Here is a 21576-nt window from a genome sequence, read left to right as displayed (position 1 = left end):
CCGCGCCGCTACGGCAGCCCGGGCGCGCTGAGGTCCACGCGCATTCCTTCGACGTCTTCCGCGCTGAGCTCGGGGTACTGCTGTTTGAGGAGCTCGAGCATGTCCTCCTGCCGCGGTTGGCCGAATGTCAGTCGGTAGACCGCGACGTCCTTCTTCAGTCGGGCCAGGCGCGTCTCGTCGGAGCTGAGCGCGAACGGTGCGACGTGCCGCTGGATCTTCGCGTCGCCGAGGTAGACCCAGTGGGGCGCGAACGCCCCCAGCCGCGCGTCGGCGGCGTCAGCGGCGATCCGGTAGGCGGCGTCCCACGGGTCGGGGTCGGTGCTGCGCAGGATCTCGTCCGCATGCTGCTGGGCGATGTTCCGCCGGACGGCGTGCCCGTCGTATCGGTCGATCCGTCCCTCGCGCTGCTCGAAGTCGATCGGGCTGGCCGGGGTGTTCCAGTGCACGATCGCGTGGCACCACCAGTGGAAGTCGATGCCCTCCTGCCCCACGCTCGTGCTCGCGAGGACGAAGGGCCGGAACGGGCTGTTGAACGCCTGCCGAACCTGGGGCAGGCGGGCGCTGTCCTGCTCCTGGCTGCGCCCGCCGTAACGAAGTGCGAAGTGCGAAGTGAGCGTGGGACGAGACTCCGGGTCGGCGGGGTCGAAGATCTCCAGGCGGGCGGGGCGCAGGGCGATCGCCTCGCCGGCGGTCCGTGCGATGTCGAGGAGCCTCTGGTCGTCCAGCGTGGGCGTGCCCTGGGCGACCATCAGATGGTGCAGGTACTCGTCCATGACGGACTGCAGGTTGCCCCACGCGCAGTAGCGAAGCACCGAGCGCCAGTAGACGGCGTCGGGGGTGACCTGGTCGAGGAGCAGCGTCGTCTCCGGCTTCGCGAAGAGGGTGCGCAACGACGACGCCAGGTGCGCGGCCGCGGTCCAGATTCCCTCGGGCGTGACGTTGTCGCAGGCCGCGCTGATGCGCTGGAGGGCACGGTACGCGATGTTGGCGGGGGAGTGAGCGGCGACCTCGGCGAGCGACGTCAAGGTGCCTTCGGAGACGTTCCGGTCCTGCGGCATTGATCGGCACGCGAGCGCGAGCTTGACGTGGCGCGAGAGCAGGACGTCGGGGTCGTCGGGGTCGTCGTGCCCGGCCAGGGCGGCGACGACGGCGCGCAGCGGGTCGCCCGCCCGGGCGATCCCCTCGGGCAGCGAGTCGTCGCGGGCGAACGCCTCGAACCAGTGCGAGGCCTCCTTCGCGCTCGCGGCGTCGTGTCGGTGGGAACCCAGCAGCCCGCGCACGGCGTCGACCATCGTGTCCTGGCCGACGGCAGAGTCGCGGGTCCGACGTTGGACGAGCGGGTCGCCGAGGCGGGCGAGGCCCGGCATCGGCCAGAACAGCGCGAGGTGGGCCATCGCGGCCGGTCGGTCGTCGGCTGTGCGGTCGACTCGGTATGCGAGCCTGCCGCGTCGGCTCCGGCGGTCGGTCTCGCGCTCCTCCCTGGTCCGGTCCGCCCACGCGTCCCCGGCGGCGAGCCGGTCGGCCTCGTAGCTGAGCAGCGCGGCGACGGCCGTCGGCGTCGCCGTCCAGGAGGAGAAGACCAGCCGCTTGGTCATGGTGCTGGCATTGGCGTCGCGATACGGGCCGCCGGGTGTGAGGTAGGAGAGCGTCGGCGGGAGCCACAGGAGCCGCCACCATCCGTCGTCGAGCGTCTGCTCCCTGAGCCAGCGCAGGCGCGAGTTCCCCATGTCGGGGTCCAGTGGTCGCAGGTCGCGCAGCCGTTCGAGGTCGAGGTGGCGGGTGCGTCCGAGCAGTCCTTTGACCCGGAACTCACGCTCGGGGTCCTTGAGCGCCTCGCGCACCTTGTCCGCCACCTTGTACCCGTCCATGAAGTTGGCGAAGTACGGCGAGGACTTCCAGTACTCCACGCTCAGCGGTGCGTCGACGGCGCGGGCGAGGTCCTTCAGGGCCACGAACCCGAGCAGGGAGTCCGCGCTGACGTCCTCGATCCGCGCGACGTGCTCGCCTCCCATCGCCTGCGCGAGCAGTCGGGGGCGCTCCGTCCGTGTCATGACGCGGAGGAGGTCGGCACGCAGCCCGGACGTGCGCTGGGCGGCGGGCAGTCCGGCGACCACCGTCTCGCGGTAGCGGGCGAGGGCGGCGTCGATCCGGTCGGCGGGGTCGTCGTCGCCCCACCGCGCCAGCCACCGCACGACCTGCATGAAGTCCTTGTGGTGGTCCTCGTCCTCTTCCGCGTAGGTGAACGGCTTGTAAGGGGTCGCGGAGAGCAGCAGCGTCTTGGCGACGGGCAGGCCCGTCCCGTCGTCGGCGCTGCCGTGGTCGAAGAGGTGGTGTGCGAGCTCGCCGGCCTCCGTCTCCTCGTCGAGGAGGTGCCGGAACCGCTGGAACTCGTCGAGGATGACGAGGTCGGGCTCGAGGAGCTGGACGCTCTCGCGCGCGAGGGTCGAGCGCATCGCGCCCACCAGGCTCCAGACCCGATCCCAGGGGACGTCAGGTGCTTCGAGGAGCTCCTCGAACCTGCCCACGAGCGAGCTCCCGTCGGCGTCCGGCCGCCGCGCGGCGCGGAGGAACGCCGACCGGACCGTCTCGTCGACGTCGCCCGCGAGTTCGGCTCGCAGCCCTTCGACGTAGTGGTCCCCGAAGCGCTCCGGCGTCCCGACGCTGCCCTGCAGGATCCGGAGGGCGCGCTTCGCCCGTGCCGGCTGGGGCCGCAGCCCGATCTCGTCCTCGAGCAGCAGATAGAGCATCGCGCGCTCCTCGGCCTTGCCCGACCGCCACCCGCGCTCGAACGAGGTCCCTGGAGTGAAGGAGACGAGGTTGACCGGCTTGGTGAGCCCGCGCCCGGTGGCCGGGCGCAGGTGCCGGGAGTGTTTCGCGAGGAGGGTGAGCCGGCTCGCGAACGCGTGGTGGGAGTCGCCGGTGACGTTGAGCTTGCCGAGGTTCTGGTGCGCGAGGTCGCCGTTCGAGCAGACGTACACGACGTCGATCCGGTCCACCGAGTCGTCCTTCTCGAGCTCCTCGATGGCCCGCGCGATCACGCCTCGCGCGACGATCGTCTTGCCGAGCCCGGTCTCGTCGGCGACGAGGAACCGGCTCGCTTCCCGGGCGCCGTAGAAGCGGTCGATGATGTGCGCCACCGTGTTGCGCTGGAATGGGGTGAGCCCGGCGAGCACGGGCTCGGCGCTGAACGGCTGCGGCGCGGTCATAGGCGGTCCCTCCCCGCAGGGTCGTCCAGGGCGGCGAGCGCACCCCGGACGGGGGTCCAGAACGAGCCGAAGCCCGCGGGCAGCACCGCGCGGCCCGCCTTCGTGCTCTCGAGCCGCTCGACCAGCCGGTCGAAGTCCCTGAGCGCGCCCGGGTCGGTCGCGAGCGCGTTGACGACGATCTCGAACGTGCCCGCCCCGCGCCCGGAGACGAAGCCCCAGCTCCCGCCGTCCGCGGCGGCGTCCGCCGCGGCCAGGAGCGGGCTCCCGTCCCCGACCTTGAGCAGCAGTGCGAGGAAGCGGAGGAACTTCTCGGGGGTGTTCACCTGGCGCGCGAGCACCTCGTCCAGGCGAGACGGCGGGTCGCCATCGAGTGCGGCGTGCACGACCGTGGAAAGCTCGAGCGGGCGCGACACCGTGGAGTGCTCGTCGTCCCGCACGAACAGTGCGACGAACGGCGTGACGTCGGCGAGGGGCACGGGGGAGAACACGGCGTCGACCGGCCGGCCGGGCGTCAGGCGGACGGCGTGGCCGGGGCGGGTGAGCAGCTCCGCCCGGACGCTGCAGCCGGGCCGGGATGGTAGCGCGGTGGCGCTCTCGAGGTGCAGTGCGTAGACGCCCTCGCCCGCGGACTGGACCGTGAGGGAGAGAGGGATCTCGGCGAGCGCCCGCAGCTGGTTGCGGAGGGAACGAAGCAGCTCCTCCTCCGGGTCGGGTGGCTCGCCCCCGCCGCTCGCGTACTCCTGCAGGATCCCGGCGAACGGCGCCTCGGGTCCGAGATACGTGGCGACGCCGAGCTTCGTCGGGCCGCCCACCAGCTCCACCGCGAACTCGACGTTCCCGCCGTATGCCGCCGACGTCGCGTTCGGCGAGCCGACGACCACATGGGCCTTCCAGTCGCGTTCGAACACGGTGATCTTGGCGTGCAGGCCGCTGAGAGTGTCCACCTCGGGGTGGTGCGTCGACGACGGGCCCGCTGGTGTGTCGTCGTGACCGCCGTCCTGTACGCCGTCGGTCTCGTCGCCGGGGGAGCCGAGTACGGCGAGCGGGTCGAGGATGCGCGTGCTCGCCTTCCGGAGGGCGGCGGGGTCGAGCCGGTCCAGCGCCTCGGGCCGGGAGACCACGGTGACCTCGCGGCTTCTGGCGGTCAGGTGGGCGAGACCTTCCTCGTCGCAGAATGGCGAGACCACCAGGTGGCGATAACCGCTGAAGTCGGGTGCGGTCCGCGGGCCGGAGAGACCGAAGGCGTGGAACGCGATCCTGTCGACGTGCGGTGGAAGCTCCCACTCGATCCGCTCGGCGGCGTCCGCGAGCGCGTGGATGCGCGCGGCGCGGGCCGGGTCGAGCGCACCGACGGTCAGCGTGGGGACGTGGCGGAGGAAGTCCGCCAGAGGGCGGTTGGCCGGGAGCTCTCCGCCGGACGGGCGCCCGTCGAGGGAGACGACGGCGTCCCAGGCGGTCGAGGCGGTGAGGTTGCGGGTGGAGCACAGCAGGCGGAAGCGGTCGGCCTGGCCGTCGGCGCCGTACCGCAGGAACCACACCTTCGGGTGGAACAGGTAGCCACGGCGGGGGCGCCGCACGGGATGGACCATCGGCTCGAGGTAGGCCATGAGGTCCGAGTGCTGGGCGGGCACCGCCACCTGCCCCGCCTGGCAGAAGACGTCGACACGGTCGGTGCAGGACCGCACCGCTTCGAGCGTCGCGACGGGGTCGGACGTACCGCGGATCTCGAAGGAGGCGAAGGCCAGGGGTGGTACCAGCGCCGTCGTCATGTCGAGGGTGAACGTGGTGGCCACGGCCCCGCTCAGGTAGTAGCCGGGCGGCGGGCGGAGCTGGTCGAGGAGGACGACACGGCTGTCGGGCTCAAGCATCGGCGCCCGCCTCCTCGGCGCGGGCCAGGCCTTCGTGGACGTCCGTGACGAGCCGTCGCACCTGCGCCCACCGGTAGGTTAGGCGCCCCGTGCCGGAGGCGCCGCTCCATACGCCGAGCATCTTGGTGTTCTCCAGGCGGGATTGCCCGCGCTTGGTGGTCCGCTCCCGCTGTGCCACGAGTCCGCGGAGCCGGTGCCCGGGGTCGTGGGCGGCGTCGGCGGCCGTACCGTCGCGGACGGCCGTCGTCCAGGTGGTGACGAACTCGCGCGTCCGCGCGGAGACGCGGGCTGACGCCACGAGGTCCCAGAACTCGCCGCCGTCCCACTGACGGAGCAGGTCACCGTGGGCGTGCGCGTCGTCGAGCCAGTCGGCGTAGGCGTCCTCGAACCGGGCCACAGGATCCTCGACCCGCGTGTACCCGGCTGCGACGTAGCGCTCCGCGACGAGCAGGTTGTACAGGAGCGCGGCGCCGTTCATCACCAGCGAGAATCCGTGGGCCCGGTCGAGCAGGTGCCGCGGCGCGGCCGGCGCCCTGAGGCTCACGCGGTCCTCCCACGGCGCCGCCACCTCGTCCGGCGGACGGTCCGACTGGAGCAGGTGCTCGAGGAGCGTGCCGCGTGACGCCTCGATCATCCGCTCCCGCAGCCACCGGGCCTCGTCCGAGGTCAGGGTGAGCCCGCCGTCGAGCGTCGTCGGAAATCCTGGGGGCGGCGGAGGGATGGTGGGATGCCACTCGCCGACCCGGCGGGCCACCAGCTCGTCCGCAGCATCCCCGTCGCCCATGCCGAGCACAGCGCCCGTCAGCTGATCGGGGTTCAGCGGTCGGGTGAGGATGCCGTACGTCTGCAGACCTGACCAGAACAGCGCCGAGGGCAGATTCTTGACGGCCGCGCCCGCGCGGCGCCCGATCACGCCGTCGTCCTTCCTCTGGACGAGCACCTCAACCAGCCTTCGTTCCGTGTCGCGGGCCCGGCGCGCTACGTCGCGTCGCGAGCTTGTCCGAGCGGCGTGCTGGAACGACCACGGGACGATGAGGAAGTACCGGGAGCGGGTCTGCAGCACCGACGTGCCCGGGAACAGCAGGTCGCTCAGCGCGTCGCGAATCTGCCCGATACCTAGCTCGTCGCGGCTCTCCTGCTGCGAGAACAGCTGGATCACCTCACGGATGCGCCGCTGCTCGTCCGCTGAGGTGTCCAACCACGCGACGGTCGATGCCATGCAACCTCCGATTGCCTGCGGCACGATCGTGACATCGGCGCCGAGGGACCGCGCGTCGAATCTCGTCGACGCACACGGGACGGAGACCCATGACCGAACTCGACAGCAGCGACCCGGATGTGGAGCCGGAGCGCCCGCTCACCCCGCGCGAGGAGCTCGCGGAATTCGTCGCCGGCCAGGAGGGGCGGATCGGTGACGTCTTCACTCTCACCGGCGATGGGTTGGGTGCTCGAGATATCGCAGAGCGGCTCAACGTCGACACGCCCGGCTTCGTGTACCAGTACCAGGCTTACGCGAACGCGGCACTCGACGGCCTGGTGCCCCAGAGTCCGACGACGCTCAAACAGGCCCTGTCCGCGCTGAACGGTCTGGTCAAGCGGGGGAGCGGCACGCTGTCACCAGCCGCTTTCGAACTGCTCAAGACGAACCGTGCCCGCGTCCTCGCGGCCCGTGAGGAGGTGGATCCGGAGCTGGAGGCCCGCGAGGACCTCGAAGCCGAGCGCACCGAGCAGAACCAGATCGGCGGTCTGCGAGGGCTGGCGGGGATCTATGCCTTCTCGTACGGGTGGTATCTCGAGAGCCCGCTCGACCCCGAGGGCGACAACACGCTGATCAAGGTCGGCAAGGCCCGCGATGTCGCCGGGCGGATCGAAGAGCATCGACGTGGCGCTCGTGCGCACATCCCCGAACCGCTGGTGACGATCCGTGTCTATGTCGGTGCTCGAGACCTGGACAAAACAGAGCGGGACTTCCACCGACTGCTCAGCACCGCCGGGCACCGGAACCCGCGGCGCGAGGAGTACGCGCGCCGCATGCGAAACGAGGTCGGCAAGGAGTGGTTCCTGACGAACCGCGCCTTCCTCGACGCGATCGCGACGGCGCTCGACCTGCGCACCGTCTACGCCGAGTAGTGGACGGAAGATGCGGCATGGAAATCAGGAATGCCTCGGACCGTCAGGTCGTCAGGGCCATCAACTCGGACTCGATCTCGTCCGAGGACCTTGTGAGTCGTGAAGGCTGGAAACTCATCTGCCAGGTGCGGGGCCGCAACTTCGCCGCTGTGAACGAGGTGGCGTGGCAGGACCTCTGTGCGCGCCGCGGCTACCTGCTACGCCGGGGGAATTCACGGGGCTTCTGACCCGGCTCGCCGGCCTTCTCGATGCGGGCACGGACGTCCTCGGGAACGATCACCCTGCCCGTCTCCAGGTTCGTGTACGTCCACCCGAAGGCGTCGGGGCAGCCGGCGAGGGCACAGGCGAACATCTCGTCCTTCTCGCACGCCTCGATGGTGCTTGCCGCCTCGAGGACCGTCTCGACCCCGTCAGGGTCGGTGACCTTCCAGCGGGTCATGCCACCCAGAAGCTGTCGCGGCTGCGGGAGAACTCCTGCCCGCGGCGCAGAGTGGCAACGGCCTCGTGGCGGTCGCGCCGCCGGGCCGGTCGCTTCCATCCCGAACAGCACCAGCACTGGCTCTTGCGGTCGCGACCGTCCGGGTCGAGATGCAGGTTTCCGCCCGTCTGGTCGGCACTGCCCCACGACCGGCGTTCCGTGCGTGCCATAGGTCGAGTCTCGCACGACGCCATGGCCGTGATCACGTGCACGTCGTGCAGTGGCAGCTCCAGGTAGCAGGTTCCACAGACAGGTCGCCGAATGGTCGTGGTTGCGCAGCACGGCAGCGGCACCGACCCGATCTCCTCGATCCGATCGCCGTCGTACGAGTCGACGATCCCCTGGACGACGAACCGGGACCGGGTCACCTTGGCGCTGATGCGCCAGCCGGGGACGGCGTCCGTCAAGGTTCGGCCGTTGAATGCGTCGGCCTCGTCGTAGTACCCAAAGGCGACGTAGGCCCCAAACGGAGGGATCCAGTAGTGCTCCGGCGGCTCCCAGCGCGTCAGGAACTCCCAGGACTCTGTCGGGCACCAACCCTGACGAACGAGCTTGCTCCGTGCGGTGTCGTCCCACCCGTCAAACCGTTCCGGATCAGAAAACAGCTCCGAGACCCAGTTCCAGATGTTGGCGTCACGGATGCCGAACTGGCGGAGGCCGTCGTAGTAGCTCTGCGGGTCGTCGCTGTAGCGACGCCGGATGGTTCGGGCGGCGTCGAGAGATGCGGTGCGGTTCACTGCTGACCGTCCCGGCCGTCGACCCTGTGGTGGTTCTCTCCCCAGGTGAGAGGCCGGTTGCGCATCGGGTCATCGCGCCGGTCGTCGTAGACGCGCAGGATGACCTTCTCGTCGCAGTCGGCGCAGGTGATCACGTCGACGTGCATCCAGCCGTGCGCGCGTTCGCTCACGGGTGTGTGTCGCCCGGAGGTGAAGACGTGGGCGCAGGGGGTGTTCGGGGTGCTCATGCGATGGTCCTTGTGTGTTCAGGCGGCGAGGGTGGTGGCCGACGCCTCGACGAGCGACGGCAGCAGGACGATGCGGCGGGCGGCCAGGCGCAAGCGAGCGCTCAGTTGCTCGGGGCGGGCGACGACGGTGGTGCCGACGCCATGCGCGGAGAGCCGGGCGAGCGGATCGGCGAAGATTCCGTCTCCGGAGTAGACGACAACGTGGGAGTAGCGGGCTGCCACCTGCTCGTCGAGGGCTTCAAGGAGCGCCCGATCGGCCCCGTCCTTGCCGTGCTGCGCGACGCGCCGTGCGTTTTCCCACCCCGCGAGGGCGAGCGCGGCATCGGAGCTGCTGGCAGCGACGACCCAGAGGTGGGAGCCCGGGGCCTGCGGGTGGGGTGCAACGAGTTCGCGGGCGTTACGCACCCTGTCGGCGGTCAGGCGTCCCGTGCCGCAGATGTTCTCGACATCGACGAGGTGCAGGGTTCGGCCACGTGCGAGATCGGCGTTGCGCTGGGCACGACGGGACTTGCGTCGAGTGGTCATGAAGGCTCCGTTCTGTGGTCAGTCCACAGGAAAATGGGGGATGATCTTTGCAAAACCATTGCTGGCGAGGCTCGCGGATCCGCCAACGCAAGTCGCCCCGTGTCCCTGAGGGGCACGGGGCGAATCGTTGGCGTCGGCTAACGGCTAGCCGGCTCCTAGAGCCCGGAGCTGGATTTACCGTGGGTAAACCTGGCATCGGGTCGATCGGACCACAAGGGTCGAACGAGAAGAAATAATACCATATTCGTGACCTGCGTGTCAACTCGACGTGAAGGATTCTTGAAGATGACTCTCGCCCGGCCGTCGACGGGCACCAGCAGCGTGGCTCCGCGCGCCCGTTCGAGCGATCGACGGTTGCTCGTGCTTCCATGACCTGGAGGTCGACGCGAGGGAGGTCGCGTGCTCAGCACAGTCCGCACGCCCTACGGGGCGCCCGCCCTGGACCGCCTGCGGACGGTGGTCTCGGATCTCAAGCAGCACGACCCGATGACGCAGGTCGCGGTGGTGACGCCGACGCACCTGGCGGGCACGGTCGCCCGGCGCCACCTGGCCCGCCACGGCATCGCCCGACCCGGCGCACCCACCAAGCCCGGCATCGCCGGCCTCGAGGTCACGACCGTCACCCGCCTGGCCGAACGCTTGGCCGCCCCGTCGCTGGCGCCACGGCGCCCAGCCACCGGCCCAGTGGTCGCGGCGGCGTGGCGGACCGCGCTCGCCCGCGACCCCGGTCTGTTCCACGAGGTCGCCGACCACACCGCCACAGTCGAGGCGCTCGCCGCCGCGCACCGTGAGCTGCGCGAGGTCGACGCTGCAGACCTCGACGTCCTCGAGGCCGAGGGCCCCGCCACCACCCGGGACCTCGTGCGGCTCCACCGCGACGTCACCGCCGCGCTCGCTCCGGCCTGGTACGACGCCCGCGACCTCCTCGACGCGGCCGGAGCTCGCGCCGGTGCGGTCACCGAGCCCGTCGTCCTGTACCTGCCGCAGGACCTGACGCTCCCGGAGCGCCGGTTCGTCGACGCGCTCGCGGAGTCCACCGAGGTCGTCATCATCGCGGGCGTCACCGCTACCGATCGCGGCGACCGGCACCTCGACCGGCTCGCTCCCGATGCCGGCGGTAACACGGAAGCAGCCGAACCACCACACGTCCCCACCGCCACCCGCATCGCCAATGCCTCGGACTCGGACGACGAGGTCCGCGGCGCTGTCCGCGAGGTCGTCGCGGCGCTGCAACAGCACGAGCAACGCGCCGACCGCATCGCCGTCCTGTACACAGCCCGCGACCCGTACGCCCGCCTGCTCCACGAGCACCTCGCCGAGGCGGGCATCCGCGTCAACGGCCCCGGCTCTCGCCCGGTGGCCGAGCGCGCGCTGGCCCGCACGGTGCTGGAGCTGCTCGCGCTCGGCCCGGCGGACCTGCCCCGCGCCGACCTCTTCCGCGCATTGGCAGGAGCTCCGGTCCGTGACTTCGCCGGCTCGCGCATCCCGGTCTCGCGGTGGGAACGCCTGTCGCGCGAGGCGGGGATCGTCGGAGGACCCGACTGGGGCGGGCGGCTCGCGGACTTCGTCGCGGCGGCGTTGCGAATCGCCGCGGCCGACGAGGACGACGCACGCCCCGGGGCGATCAGAGCAGCGCGACACCGCGCCGAGACCGGCGCCGAGCTGCTCGCCTTCACCACCCACCTGCGCGACGAGCTCGCGCGCGGTGCCGACATCACGTCGTGGCGCGAGCTGTCCGTGTGGGCGCTCGACCTGGTCACCGCCCTCATCGGCGACGGCCCCGACCTCCAGAAGCTCCCGCCCGAGGAGCAGTACGCCGCCACGGCGGTGACCAGCGTGCTGCGCGGACTCGCCATGCTCGACGACGTCGGATCCCCGGCCTCGCTCGAGGCCCTCGCCGATGTGCTGCGCGCCGAGTTGGAGAACGCGCGCCCACGGGTGGGCAAGGCCGGCGACGGCGTGCTCGTCGCGCCCCTGTCGTCCGCCGTCGGGCTCGACCTGGACACCGTCGTCGTGGTCGGCCTCAGCGAGGACCTCTATCCCGGCCGCCCCCGCACCGACGCGCTGCTGCCGGAGATCGTGCGCACCGCCGTCGAACCGCTGCGCACCCCGCGCGACCGCCTCAACATGCAGTTCCGGCACCTGCTCGCGGCCTTCGCGTCCGCGCCCGACGCCGTCGCGTCGTTCCCGCGCGGCGACCTGCGGTCGTCCAGCCACCGGCTGCCCAGTCGGTGGCTGCTCGCCTCGCTGCGCGCCCTCGCCAACGACCCCACCCTGTCCGCGACCCGCTGGGATGACGCCGACTACGGCGACGCCATGGCGAAGGCGCCGTCGTTCGCGGGGGAGCTGCGACGCACGGCCCGCCTCGCCACCGGCGGCGAGTGGCGGGTGCGCGCAGCGCTCACCGGGAGCCTCGACGACGCCGTCGCCGCCGCTGCCCGTGAGCTCCTGGCCGCGCGACGCTCGCCCGCGTTCACCCGCTTCGACGGCAACCTGCAAGGCGTCGACGGCCTCCCCGCCTACGCCTTTCACGATCGGGCCGCCGACGAGCGCGCCGTCTCACCCACGATGCTCGAGGGCTACGCCGCCTGCCCGCACTCGTTCTTCGTCTCGCGGCTGCTCGGCGTGCGACCGATCGAGCAGCCCGAGGAGATCGTCACCGTCCGCTCGCTCGACGTCGGGAACATCGTCCACGGCGCGTACGAGCGCTTCGTCGCCGAGTGCCGGGACGCCGGCGACCTGCCCGGCCCCGGCGCCTCGTGGCCCGAGCCGGCCCGCCGTCGCCTGGCCGCGATCACACGCGAGCTTTGTAACGACGTCGAGCGCCGCGGCCTGTCCGGCCACCAGCGGATGTGGGACGACGAGCGCACCCGCATCGAGGCTGACGTGCTCGCGCTACTCGACGCCGACGGCGCCTGGCGCGGGGGCCTCGGCGCCCGCCCGGTGGCCAGCGAGCAGCGGTTCGGGTTCGACGATGGCGACTCGGCGCCCGCGGTGGAGGTCGTGGTGGCCGGGCCGGACGGCAGCGGCACGGCCGGCCGCGTGCGCCTGCGCGGCAGCATCGACAAGGTCGACGTCGGCGCGGGCGGCACCGTCTACGTCACGGACATCAAGACCGGCTCCCGGACGAAGTTCAAGGACATCAAGGCGGGCGACGAGCTCGTGGGCGGCACGAAGCTGCAGCTGCCGGTGTACGGGCTCGCGGCCCGGGACGCGTTCGGCGGCGGGACAGCGGGTGTGGCGGCGTCGTACTGGTTCGTGCGCAAGGACCCGGGACGCATCGAGGTGCCGCTCACGCCGGAGCTGGAGGCCCGGTTCGCCGCCACGATCGGCGTGCTGACCCGGTCCATCGCTGCCGGCATGTTCCCGCTGCGCCCGCCGGATGCGCCCGACTTCGCGTACACCCAGTGCCCCTACTGCAACCCGGACAGCATCGGCCATGGCGAAGCCCGCGGCCGGTGGGAGGCCAAGCGCCTCGCGCCGGAGCTGGCGGAGCTCGTCGGCCTCCTCGAGCCCGACGCCCTGCCCGCGCCCGATGCGATGGACGGCACGACGGACGGAGGCGACGCATGACGACCAGCGCCCCCGCCGTCGTCGACCAGTGCGCCCGCGACCTCATCGCCGAGGCCACCGACCGCACGCTGTTCGTCAACGCCGGCGCGGGCTCCGGCAAGACGACGGCGCTGGTGCAGCGGGTGCGCACGCTGGTGCTGCGCGACGGCGTCCGGCTCCGCAACGTCGCGGCCGTCACCTTCACCGAGAAGGCGGGCGCCGAGCTGCGCGACCGGCTGCGGGTGGAGATCGAGAGGGCGCGCCGCGACGCGGACGACACCGGCGATGCCGAACTCCGCCGTCGTGCCGATGAGGCCCTCGACGACCTGGACGCCGCCGCCATCGGCACGCTGCACTCGTTCGCGCAGCGGATCCTCACCGAGCACGCGATCGCGGCCGGGCTGCCGCCGCTGCTGGAGGGGATGGACGAAGTCGGGTCGTCGGTGGCGTTCGAGGAACAGTGGTCGGCGCTGCGGATCGCGCTGCTGGACGACGACGAGATCGCCCCGGCGCTGCTGCTGGCGCTCGCGGGCGGCGTGAAGCTCGACGACGTGCGGGCGCTGGCGAAGGGGCTCGGCTCCGACTGGGACCTCATCGACGAGCGCGTGCTGGGGGGAGAGCCGGAGCCCGTGGTGCGGCCGAAGGTGGACGACGTCGCGCGGCGAGCGCGGGCGCTGCTCGCGCTGCGCGAGCATTGCACGAAGCCAGACGACAAGCTGCTCGCGAAGCTCGGCCAGCTGGAGGGGTTGCTCGGTGCGCTCGACGCCGCGGTGGACGATGGCGGCCGGCTCGCGGCGCTGCAGAAGATCAAAGAGCTGAAGTTCGGGCTGGGCGCCAAGGGGAACTGGGCGATCCCGGTCGACGAGGTGCGCGAGGCCGGGAGGGAGGTCGCCGGCGTCGCCGCCGTGGAGGCGAAGCGAGTCGTCGACCGCACGCTGCGGATCCTCACCCGCTGGACGGCCGAGCAAGTGCTTGCCGCGGCCGAGGACCGCCGTCGTGAGGGCCGGCTGGAGTTCCACGACCTGCTGGTGCTCGCGCGCCGCCTGCTGCGCCGCGACGCCGAGGTGCGCGAGGCCCTGCACCGCACGTACACGCACCTTCTGCTCGACGAGTTCCAGGACACCGACCCCATCCAGATCGAGCTCGCCGCGCGAATCGCGGGCGGCAGGGACGCGACGGCGGAGCGCTGGCAGGACGTCGACGTGCCGCCGGGCCGGCTGTTCGTCGTCGGCGACGCGAAGCAGTCCATCTACCGGTTCCGCCGCGCGAACATCGCCACCTACCTGTCGGCGCAGGAGCGGCTGGGGGAGCGGGTCAGCCTCACCACCAACTTCCGCACCGTGCCGGCGGTGCTCGACTGGGTGAACGCGGTGTTCGGGCAGGTCATCGTGCCGGACGCGGACAGGCAGCCGGAGTACGAGCCGCTGGCGCACCACCGCCGGTTGAGCTTGTCGAAACCAAGCATGTCGAGACCCAGCGGCGTCGTCGTCCTCGGCGCCGACGCGCACGCTGACAAGCCGTCCGCGACCGTGCTGCGCGAGCGCGAGGCGGCCGATGTCGCGGGCGTCGTGCGGAGCGCGATCGGCGAAGGCTGGCAGGTGCAGGACCGGTCGTCCGGCGCGGACGGCGACGGCTGGCGCCCGGTGAAGCCGGGCGACATCGCCGTCCTGGTGCCCGCACGCACGTCGCTGCCGCAGCTCGAGGACGCGCTCGACGCCGCGGGCGTGCCGTACCGGGCGGAGGCGAGCTCGCTGGTCTACGAGGCCGCCGAGGTGCGCGACCTGCTCGCGTGCGCCCGCGCCGTCGCCGACACGAGCGACGAGCTGTCGCTGGTCACGGCGCTGCGCTCGCCGCTGTTCGGCTGCGGCGACGACGACCTGTGGCGGTGGAAGCACGCCAGCGGGCGGTTCACGGTGTTCTCGACTCTGGAGGGGACGACGGCGCCTGGCGTGGCGGACGGCCCGGTGGCCGCGGGGCTGGCGTGGCTGCGGGATCTGTACTTCCGGTCGCGGTGGGCGACGCCGTCGGAGGTGCTCGGCGCGATCGTCGAGGGGCGGCGGATGCTGGAGGTCGCGGCGCCCGACCCCCGGTCGCGAGACGTGTGGCGGCGGCTGCGGTTCGTCGTCGACCAGGCGCGGGCGTGGGGCGAGGTGTCGCACGGCGGGCTGCGCGCGTACCTCGCGTGGGCGGCGCACCAGGGCACGGAGACCACGCGGGTGGCGGAGTCCGTGCTGCCGGAGACGGACGTCGACGCCGTGCGCGTCATGACTGTGCACGCGGCCAAGGGGCTGGAGTTCCCGGTGGTGGTGCTGTCCGGGATGACGTCGCAGTCGAGGCGGCGGGCCGGTGTCAAGTTGCTGTGGCCCGACGGCGGCGGGTACGCGGTGCGGGTCCGCTCCGGCGTGGAGACGGACGACTTCGACGTGGTCCAGCCCGTCGACGAGCAGATGGACGAGCTGGAAAAGCGGCGACTGCTGTATGTCGCGGGGACCAGGGCACGTGACCACCTGGTGGTGTCGCTGCACCGGGTCGATGGGTCGAAGGCTGGCTCGGCGGCGAAACTTCTCGCCGATGAAGGTGGAGCCGGGTCGCTGGGGGAGGAGCGGTTCGCGTCGGCGTCGGACGGCGAAGCGCCCGGCGGCGGGGGTGGCCGTGGTGCGCGCGAGGACGACGGCGTCGGGCCACCGCCCCCGTACGACGAGTGGTTGGCGAGCGTGACCGCCGCACGGGCGAGCAGCGACCGCGACGCCGCGGTCAGCGCGTCGGGACTGGAGGGGACAGAGCCGGCGCTGGTGCTGGCCGAGCCCGACGACGTGGCCGAGGGGCGGGCCAAGGGCGGCCGGGATCTGGAGCTGCCGCCGTGGTCGAAGGGCCGGTACGGGTCGGCGATTGGCCGGGCGGTGCACGCCGTGCTGCAGGCGGTGGACCTCGCCACTGGCGACGGCGTGGACGAGGCCGTGGCCGCGCAGTGCGTGGTCGAGGGCGTGGTGGGCACCGAGGACCTGGTGGCCGCGCTGGTGCGGTCCGCGCTGGCCAGCGACCTGGTACGGCAGGCAGCAGAGCGGGAGCACTGGCGGGAGACCTACGTCGGGACGCTCGACGACGGCGGCACCGTGCTCGAGGGGTACGTGGACCTCGCATTTCGCGACGACGACGGCACGCTCGTCGTCGTCGACTACAAGACCGACGCCGTGCCGCCCGGGGCGTACCCCAGCAGGCTGGAGTACTACGGTCCGCAGCTTCGGGCGTACGCGCAGTGCCTGGCCGACGTGACCGGCGCGCCCGTCCGCGCGGAACTGCTGTTCCTGCATCCACGACAGGCTGTGGCCCTCGGAGTACCGGTTGAATGAGGCTCATCCCATTCGCGGGTGTAGCCGGGGCCTGAAGCCGCCGGCTTCCAGGAGTGATCGGGCGATGTAGTGGGTGAGGTTGCGGAAGGCGAGGGCGGAGCCGCGCAGGTGCTCGAGGCGGCCGTTGATGGCTTCGGTCGGGCCGGTTGCTCGTGCCGGGAAGATCGAAGAACGCCAGGACGTCCGCAGCACGCTTCTCCAGCGCCCGAGGGCGACGAGCTCGCTGAGCGCGGCCGGCACGCCGTGGGACAGCGACTCGATCACCGCGGTCATCAGCGCACGGCCCATCGCGCGGTCGGGGTGGCGGTAGGCGGCGATCATGCGCTGGTAGATGCCCCAGGTCGCCTCGACCTCGACGTGCTCGTCGGCGGCGAACAGCGCTTCGAGCCTGGTCTTCTGCTTGGACACGTCGAGGCGCTGAACCGATAGCGGAGCACGAGAGGCTGTCGGAGGCCTGGGTCCGGGGTGCCCGCAGGTCATCGCGTGCGACGCCGTAGGCGCCCTTGACGCGGGGTGTAGACGGGCCGAATGCTCGGCGGTCGGCGCGGTGCCGGATGGATGCGGCTTCGGGAACTCTCGGGGCTGCCTTCGTCATGTCGGGGAGGCCGGACGGGTGGGGTGCGCGGAGCGAGCTTGCGAGCGGAGCGCGGGGCCCTGCCCGGGAGGCCTTCCCGCGCGGCGGAGCCGCGCGCTTGAGACAACGAGGAAAGTCCTCGCGGCTGCCGTGCCCCCGCGGACGTCCTGCGCCCGTTGATGCAGGCCCGGCGCAGGCGGCGTCCTTCACAGACAGGGGTTGGGCGGCAAGTTGTCGGACCTGACCGCTACAGTGTGACGGTGACCCGAGACGCCGACTACACAGAGATTCTCCTCTCTCCGCTGCGCGAGTCGGCAAAGTACTTGCCGAAGATGGGAAAAGTGGAAGAAGTCGACCTAGACGGCTTCACTAGGCTCTACGGGGCCGACCCGCTGTACCATTGGATGGGACTCGACAGCCCGCTGATGTTTGCGGCACATAAGGCAGCCGGCGGCATGACGTCTGTATATCGGCAGCTCGGTATTGGCTGCGAGCGTCTGTTTCGTCAGGTCATCCGCGACGAGCTTGGGCTCAATTCTGAACAGGTCAAATGGTCGTACGAGTACGTGGACGAGGACAATAACGGAAAAGTCAAGAAGCGGACACTTGCGCTGGACGGCCGGATCGAATTGGCTGACGTCAATGATAGGGCTCAGCGGAGCCGCGTCGAAGACTGGATCCAGAGCAGGGCCGACCACTTGAACATCATCGCTCCAATTAAGGGCGCCGTGTTCGAGGTTCGACAAGGCTACAAGTCGGCAGACTCGAAGAGACAGAACGCTGATCTGACGAACGCAACTAGGGCGCTCGGATATCTGCTATTGCCAACTCTGGTCATCATGTCGACCCAGATCAACCATGTCGTGCGTCAGCGCTATGAATTGGGCAATTGGGCTGTGCTGATGGGGACGGCCGACGTCGACGACGCTGCGACATCAACCTTCGCTTTCTCTAAGCATGTGCTTGGTTACGATCTCGCTGGGTACTTCACGCGAAATACGAGGACTCTCCGCGCGGAGGTTGAATCCATCTTGAAGGCGCTGCTGGAGGCGAAGTGACAACTATCATTGATCGAGTGGCGCTCTCGAGAAACGAGCACCTTACGTTCCGTGCCAACATGGGTGTTGGTCGTCATGGTTGGCTGAGACTAACGCCAGCATACGGGGTTCGTCTCGTACGCGAGAGGATAAAGGATCTGCCCGAGGGTTCCGTGATCACGGATCCGTTCTCCGGCACGGGCACGACTCCGCTTGCTGCTGCAGAGCTCGGCTACTTTGGCCAGTCGGTAGATGTCAACCCGTTCTTGATCTGGCTCGGTAACGTGAAAACGCGAAACTACGAGGAAGGTTCCCTGCTTTCGGTCTCGGAAGCGTGCGACCACGTCGTCGCCGAGGCCGCGCGATACGAGCAGGATGCTGATCTGTGGCAGCCGAGCCTGTTCAAGATCGAGAAGTGGTGGGGCGCGGGTGCCCTTCATGCGTTGAAGGGAATTCGGGAAGGAATCGATTCCTTTGAGGGCGAGGTGCGCGACCTTCTCGAGATAGCTCTCTGTCGCACGCTAATTTCTTCGAGCAACGCCTCCTTCAATCACCAGTCGATGTCTTTCAAGGACACGGATGAATCGGCAGCGCTTTTCGACGTGGATACAGTTGCTGCCACTCTAGGACAGTTCTCGAGCGAAGTGGCGAGCGTGGTCGAGTCTGCCCGGTTCGACCTCGAGGGCTCGGCGGAGATCAAGCGCGGCGATTCTCGAGACGGCGTGGATGAGTTGCGCAAGGCTGATCTGGTTTTGACGTCCCCGCCCTACGTGAACCGGATGTCTTACATCCGCGAGCTTCGGCCGTACATGTACTGGCTCCGCTACCTCGACCAGGCTTCGGATGCGGGCGACCTGGACTGGCGCGCAATTGGTGGAACGTGGGGCACGGCGACATCGAAATTGAACTCGTGGACGCCGCAGACTGCGACTCCGGTTGACGGGCCGATGGCGGCGGTGTGTTCTCAGATCAGGAGCGACGGGGGGAAGAATGGCCCGCTGCTTTCGACATACGTGCACAAGTACTTCCACGACATGTGGCTGCATTTCCAGGCAATTACAGGACAGGTCAATTTGGGCGGTCGTGTCTCGTACATCGTAGGAAACTCGACTTTCTACGGGCACGTAGTTCCCGCGCAAGACTGGTATGCAGCGATGCTAACTGAGCTCGGTTATCGGGACGTCCGGGTCGAGACGGTGCGCAAACGGAACAGCAACAAGGCGCTCTTCGAGTATGACGTCACGGGGGTCCGTGTGTGACTGTTATCAGAGGAAACGCCAAGAGCGGTGTCGCTTTGACGCGCGCGAATGATGGTCGATTCCAGGTGCTCGCGGGCGACGAGATCCTAGTGGAGACGAGAGTCGAGTCTCTCGCGATGATCACGTACGACGAGGCGGTCCGCGAGCGAGACCCCGCCAGGGAAGCCCGGGAGCGGGAGCGGGCGGCCTTCGACATCCACTCAGCCCGGTGGGAGGAGTTTGGAGCGCGGTCCACCAAGAATCATGGTCGTGGCGGCAGGGGTGGACGAGGTGGGGTCTGAGTCCGGGCAAGCTACGTCATACATCTGGTGGGCGCTGTCCCGGAGGGGTACCCTTGCATGACTTGGTTTCTCTGCTCGGTCTCGCGAGACCACACGCACAACTGGGAACTTTGCAAGGAGATCGGCCTTTTCGGGTACAGTCGCGGTCTCGCCAGTGCTAAGCGCGGTGATCATCTCCTTTTTTGGGTCGGTGGGCGCGGTTATGTCGGATACGGCGTCGTTGCGTCAGGCGCGCGGGTGCCCAGTTCATCTGCAGAGACGCCTTGGGCCGGCGGGAAGTATCGTTTCAAGTCGGTGATTCCATTCCGGCTTCTCACGGAGATTAATGGCGGTCTGCGTCTAAGGTTCGACAGAAACGTTCAGGAGTTGACAGGGTTCAACACGGCGAAGTTGCAGCGCGGTGTGGCCGAAATTGATGATGCTGCTGCGTCCCTTGTGGTAATGCGGCTGCTCGAGATCGAGCTCGAAACGAAGGCGTCGCTTGGAGAAGGCGACCCCCACGACCCGGAGACGTTGGGTCTGCTGCACGGATAGGTGACGTTGATGATGTAGGGGTCCGCGTCGTCCGGGCGTGTGACCCTATCGGTGACTGACGGCCTGCTGGCCTGTCCTGGAACTGATCCGTCCGCGCTCGGGCGGCGTGGGCGTTGTCCGACGCATGTCGGCCAGAGGCGAGCATGACTTCATACGAGCCTGGTCAGCCCCGTCAACGTCTTGTCTGCCCGGCCCCTGGCCGACGTGCCCATCAGCGAAGGGCAGAAGGCCATCATGACAACTTCCATCACTGAGCTTTCCCAGTAGCGGGTGTGTCGTCGGCGACACGCCGTGGGGGCTGACCTGGGGTGATGGAGTGCGGGACTCCGGTAGAACGGGTCGTTCCTACCACAGAGCGACCAGAACCGGAGTCCCGCGTGCCCGATCCTGTCATGCCCACCGACGGCCTGTCCTTCCACGAGGACACCCATGACGATTCCCTCGACGATGTTCGTGATGATGTCGTCGTGGAGTACCGGGCGGTGCTGCCGTTGCGAGCCAGGACGGTGCGGTACGTCGTCGGGTTGCTCGCCCGGCATCAGGGCGAGCTGGGTACCCGCACCGGGGCGTCGGACTCTTCGGGTGTGGGACCAGGCGGTGGTCGCGTTGCGGTGGTACGTCGACGGCACGAGGGTCAAGCAGCTCGCCAGGGATGCTCGGATCGGCCTGTCGACGGCTTACCGGTACATCGACGGGGCCCTGGGCGTGCTCGCCAAGGCGATGCCGTCCCTGGCCGGGGCGTTGTTGGCGGCGAAGATCGCCGGACACGATCGGGTGATGATCGACGGCACGCTGATCCCGACCGACCGCCTCAAGGTGCCCGGCCCCACCAAGGGTGTGGACCTGTGGTGGTCGGGCAAGCACAAGAAGCATGGCGGGAACGTGCAGGTCGTCACCGCCGCCGACGGGTGGCCGATCTGGGTCTCGCCGGTATGCGCGGGCCGCACCCACGACACGACCGCGGCCCGCACCCACGAAGGCCTGCTGAACGCGCGCACGCCTGGTCCCTCGATGAGACCGGCGCGTCGTCCGGGAACCGGTACGCGCTGGCCGACCTCGGCTACATCGGGGAAGCAGACCGTCTCACGGTGCCCGTCAAGACGCCCAAGGGCGCCACCCTGACCGCTGACCAGAAGTGCTACAACCTGCTCCAGGCCGCGCTGCGCGCGGTCGCCGAGCGCGGCAACGCGCTCCTCAAGCGGGACAGGGCGCCGCTGGCCGACCTCACACCTACGTCCACACGTTCTCCGGCTGGGTCTACGTCGCATTCGTGACCGACGTGTTCAACCGCGAGATCGTGGGCTAGCAGGTCTCTCGCTCGCTGCACACCGACCTCGCCCTGGACGCCCTGCGCATGGGCGTCAACCAGCGCACCCGCGACGGCCACGACCTGTCCGGACTGGTGCACCACTCCGACCGCGGAGCCCAGTACCGAGCCATCCGCTACCGCGAAGCCCTCGCCGAGCAGGACGCCGTCGCATCCGTAGGCTCCAAGGGCGACTCCTACGACAACGCGCTCGCCGAAGCCCTGAACTCCCTCTACAAGGCCGAACTCATCCGCAACCGCGGACCCTGGCACGGCATCGACGACGTCGAGATCGCGACCGCCGAGTGGGTCCACTGGTTCAACACCTTTCGACCCCACGGCGCCCTCGGCGGCCTCACTCCGCAGGCCTACCGGGCGGCGCACCTCAGAGCCTCCGAACCCCGTCAGAACCCGTCCCCGACCTCACCGACGCCAGATAACCCGGCCTCCACCAAACCCGGGGCTTGACAGTCGGCCGGTGTCGGTAATTTGTTTTTTTTGGGGGGGGGGGG

Annotated in this window: 17 protein-coding genes; 9 read left to right on the top strand and 8 right to left on the bottom strand. The window is 69.8% G+C overall.

Translation table 11 applies throughout. The annotated features are described in order from the left end of the window. Positions 1-8: 8 nt before the first annotated feature. Genes ABD254_RS20200 through ABD254_RS20190 form a run of 3 tightly spaced genes read right to left on the bottom strand, consistent with a single transcriptional unit; the run spans position 9 to position 6293 of the window. A complete protein-coding gene (locus ABD254_RS20200; protein WP_344250654.1) occupies positions 9-3206 on the bottom strand; it encodes a DEAD/DEAH box helicase in 3198 nt (1065 codons plus the stop codon). Then, on the bottom strand, positions 3203-5074 hold the full coding sequence (locus ABD254_RS20195; RefSeq protein ID WP_344250653.1) for a phospholipase D family protein: 1872 nt from the start codon (positions 5072-5074) through the stop codon (positions 3203-3205). Before ABD254_RS20195 ends, ABD254_RS20200 begins: the two co-directional genes overlap by 4 nt. Continuing rightward, on the bottom strand, positions 5067-6293 hold the full coding sequence (locus ABD254_RS20190) for a DUF6361 family protein (RefSeq protein ID WP_344250652.1): 1227 nt from the start codon (positions 6291-6293) through the stop codon (positions 5067-5069). The genes ABD254_RS20195 and ABD254_RS20190 overlap by 8 nt, the downstream gene beginning before the upstream one ends. An 89-nt stretch (positions 6294-6382) precedes the next feature. Between ABD254_RS20190 and ABD254_RS20185 the strand changes: the two genes are divergently transcribed. Further along, positions 6383-7204 carry a GIY-YIG nuclease family protein gene (locus ABD254_RS20185; protein WP_344250650.1) on the top strand — a complete coding sequence of 274 codons (822 nt, stop codon included), beginning with the start codon at positions 6383-6385 and terminating at the stop codon, positions 7202-7204. A gap of 190 nt (positions 7205-7394) precedes the next feature. Here the strand turns inward: ABD254_RS20185 and ABD254_RS20180 are convergent, their stop codons facing one another. Genes ABD254_RS20180 through ABD254_RS20165 form a run of 4 tightly spaced genes read right to left on the bottom strand, consistent with a single transcriptional unit; the run spans position 7395 to position 9171 of the window. Next, positions 7395-7643 carry a hypothetical protein gene (locus ABD254_RS20180; protein WP_344250649.1) on the bottom strand — a complete coding sequence of 83 codons (249 nt, stop codon included), beginning with the start codon at positions 7641-7643 and terminating at the stop codon, positions 7395-7397. Beyond that, positions 7640-8419, bottom strand: a complete 780-nt coding sequence (locus ABD254_RS20175) for a hypothetical protein (protein ID WP_344250648.1) — start codon at positions 8417-8419, stop codon at positions 7640-7642. Before ABD254_RS20175 ends, ABD254_RS20180 begins: the two co-directional genes overlap by 4 nt. After that, positions 8416-8646, bottom strand: coding sequence for a hypothetical protein (locus ABD254_RS20170; RefSeq protein ID WP_344250647.1), 231 nt, complete (start codon positions 8644-8646; stop codon positions 8416-8418). The genes ABD254_RS20175 and ABD254_RS20170 overlap by 4 nt, the downstream gene beginning before the upstream one ends. An 18-nt stretch (positions 8647-8664) precedes the next feature. Then, positions 8665-9171, bottom strand: a complete 507-nt coding sequence (locus ABD254_RS20165) for an NYN domain-containing protein (protein ID WP_344250646.1) — start codon at positions 9169-9171, stop codon at positions 8665-8667. A gap of 399 nt (positions 9172-9570) precedes the next feature. Here ABD254_RS20165 and ABD254_RS20160 point away from each other — a divergent pair, with 399 nt between their 5' ends. Then, positions 9571-12744 (top strand): PD-(D/E)XK nuclease family protein, encoded by a 3174-nt coding sequence (locus tag ABD254_RS20160; RefSeq protein WP_344250645.1) that lies wholly within the window; start codon positions 9571-9573, stop codon positions 12742-12744. Next, positions 12741-16073: a UvrD-helicase domain-containing protein gene (locus ABD254_RS20155; protein WP_344250644.1), complete on the top strand. Its 3333-nt coding sequence runs from the start codon at positions 12741-12743 to the stop codon at positions 16071-16073. The genes ABD254_RS20160 and ABD254_RS20155 overlap by 4 nt, the downstream gene beginning before the upstream one ends. Before the next feature lie 3 nt (positions 16074-16076). Here ABD254_RS20155 and ABD254_RS20150 read toward each other — a convergent pair whose 3' ends face one another. Next, on the bottom strand, positions 16077-16481 hold the full coding sequence (locus ABD254_RS20150; RefSeq protein ID WP_344250643.1) for a transposase: 405 nt from the start codon (positions 16479-16481) through the stop codon (positions 16077-16079). Between the two features lie 426 nt (positions 16482-16907). On the opposite strand from ABD254_RS20150, the gene ABD254_RS20145 reads away from it, so the two are divergent. The 6 genes from ABD254_RS20145 to ABD254_RS20125 all read left to right on the top strand — a co-directional run bounded on the left by ABD254_RS20145 (position 16908) and on the right by ABD254_RS20125 (position 21532). Then, on the top strand, positions 16908-17705 hold the full coding sequence (locus ABD254_RS20145; RefSeq protein ID WP_344250642.1) for a hypothetical protein: 798 nt from the start codon (positions 16908-16910) through the stop codon (positions 17703-17705). A gap of 152 nt (positions 17706-17857) precedes the next feature. Beyond that, on the top strand, positions 17858-18943 hold the full coding sequence (locus tag ABD254_RS20140) for a DNA methyltransferase (RefSeq protein ID WP_344250641.1): 1086 nt from the start codon (positions 17858-17860) through the stop codon (positions 18941-18943). 338 nt (positions 18944-19281) lie between these two features. Then, positions 19282-19758: an EVE domain-containing protein gene (locus ABD254_RS20135; protein ID WP_344250640.1), complete on the top strand. Its 477-nt coding sequence runs from the start codon at positions 19282-19284 to the stop codon at positions 19756-19758. Positions 19759-20340: 582 nt separating this feature from the next. Continuing rightward, positions 20341-20880 (top strand): transposase family protein, encoded by a 540-nt coding sequence (locus ABD254_RS20130; protein WP_344250639.1) that lies wholly within the window; start codon positions 20341-20343, stop codon positions 20878-20880. Then, on the top strand, positions 20847-21032 hold the full coding sequence (locus ABD254_RS21460; protein WP_425553887.1) for a hypothetical protein: 186 nt from the start codon (positions 20847-20849) through the stop codon (positions 21030-21032). The genes ABD254_RS20130 and ABD254_RS21460 overlap by 34 nt, the downstream gene beginning before the upstream one ends. Before the next feature lie 80 nt (positions 21033-21112). Next, positions 21113-21532 (top strand): integrase core domain-containing protein, encoded by a 420-nt coding sequence (locus ABD254_RS20125; protein WP_425553886.1) that lies wholly within the window; start codon positions 21113-21115, stop codon positions 21530-21532. The last annotated feature ends 44 nt before the right edge of the window (positions 21533-21576 follow it).

It is taken from the genome of Isoptericola hypogeus, assembly GCF_039531145.1.
GTDB lineage: Bacteria > Actinomycetota > Actinomycetes > Actinomycetales > Cellulomonadaceae > Isoptericola > Isoptericola hypogeus.
Note: the sequence above shows the minus strand (reverse complement) of the source record. Positions and strands in the feature narration are given on the sequence as shown.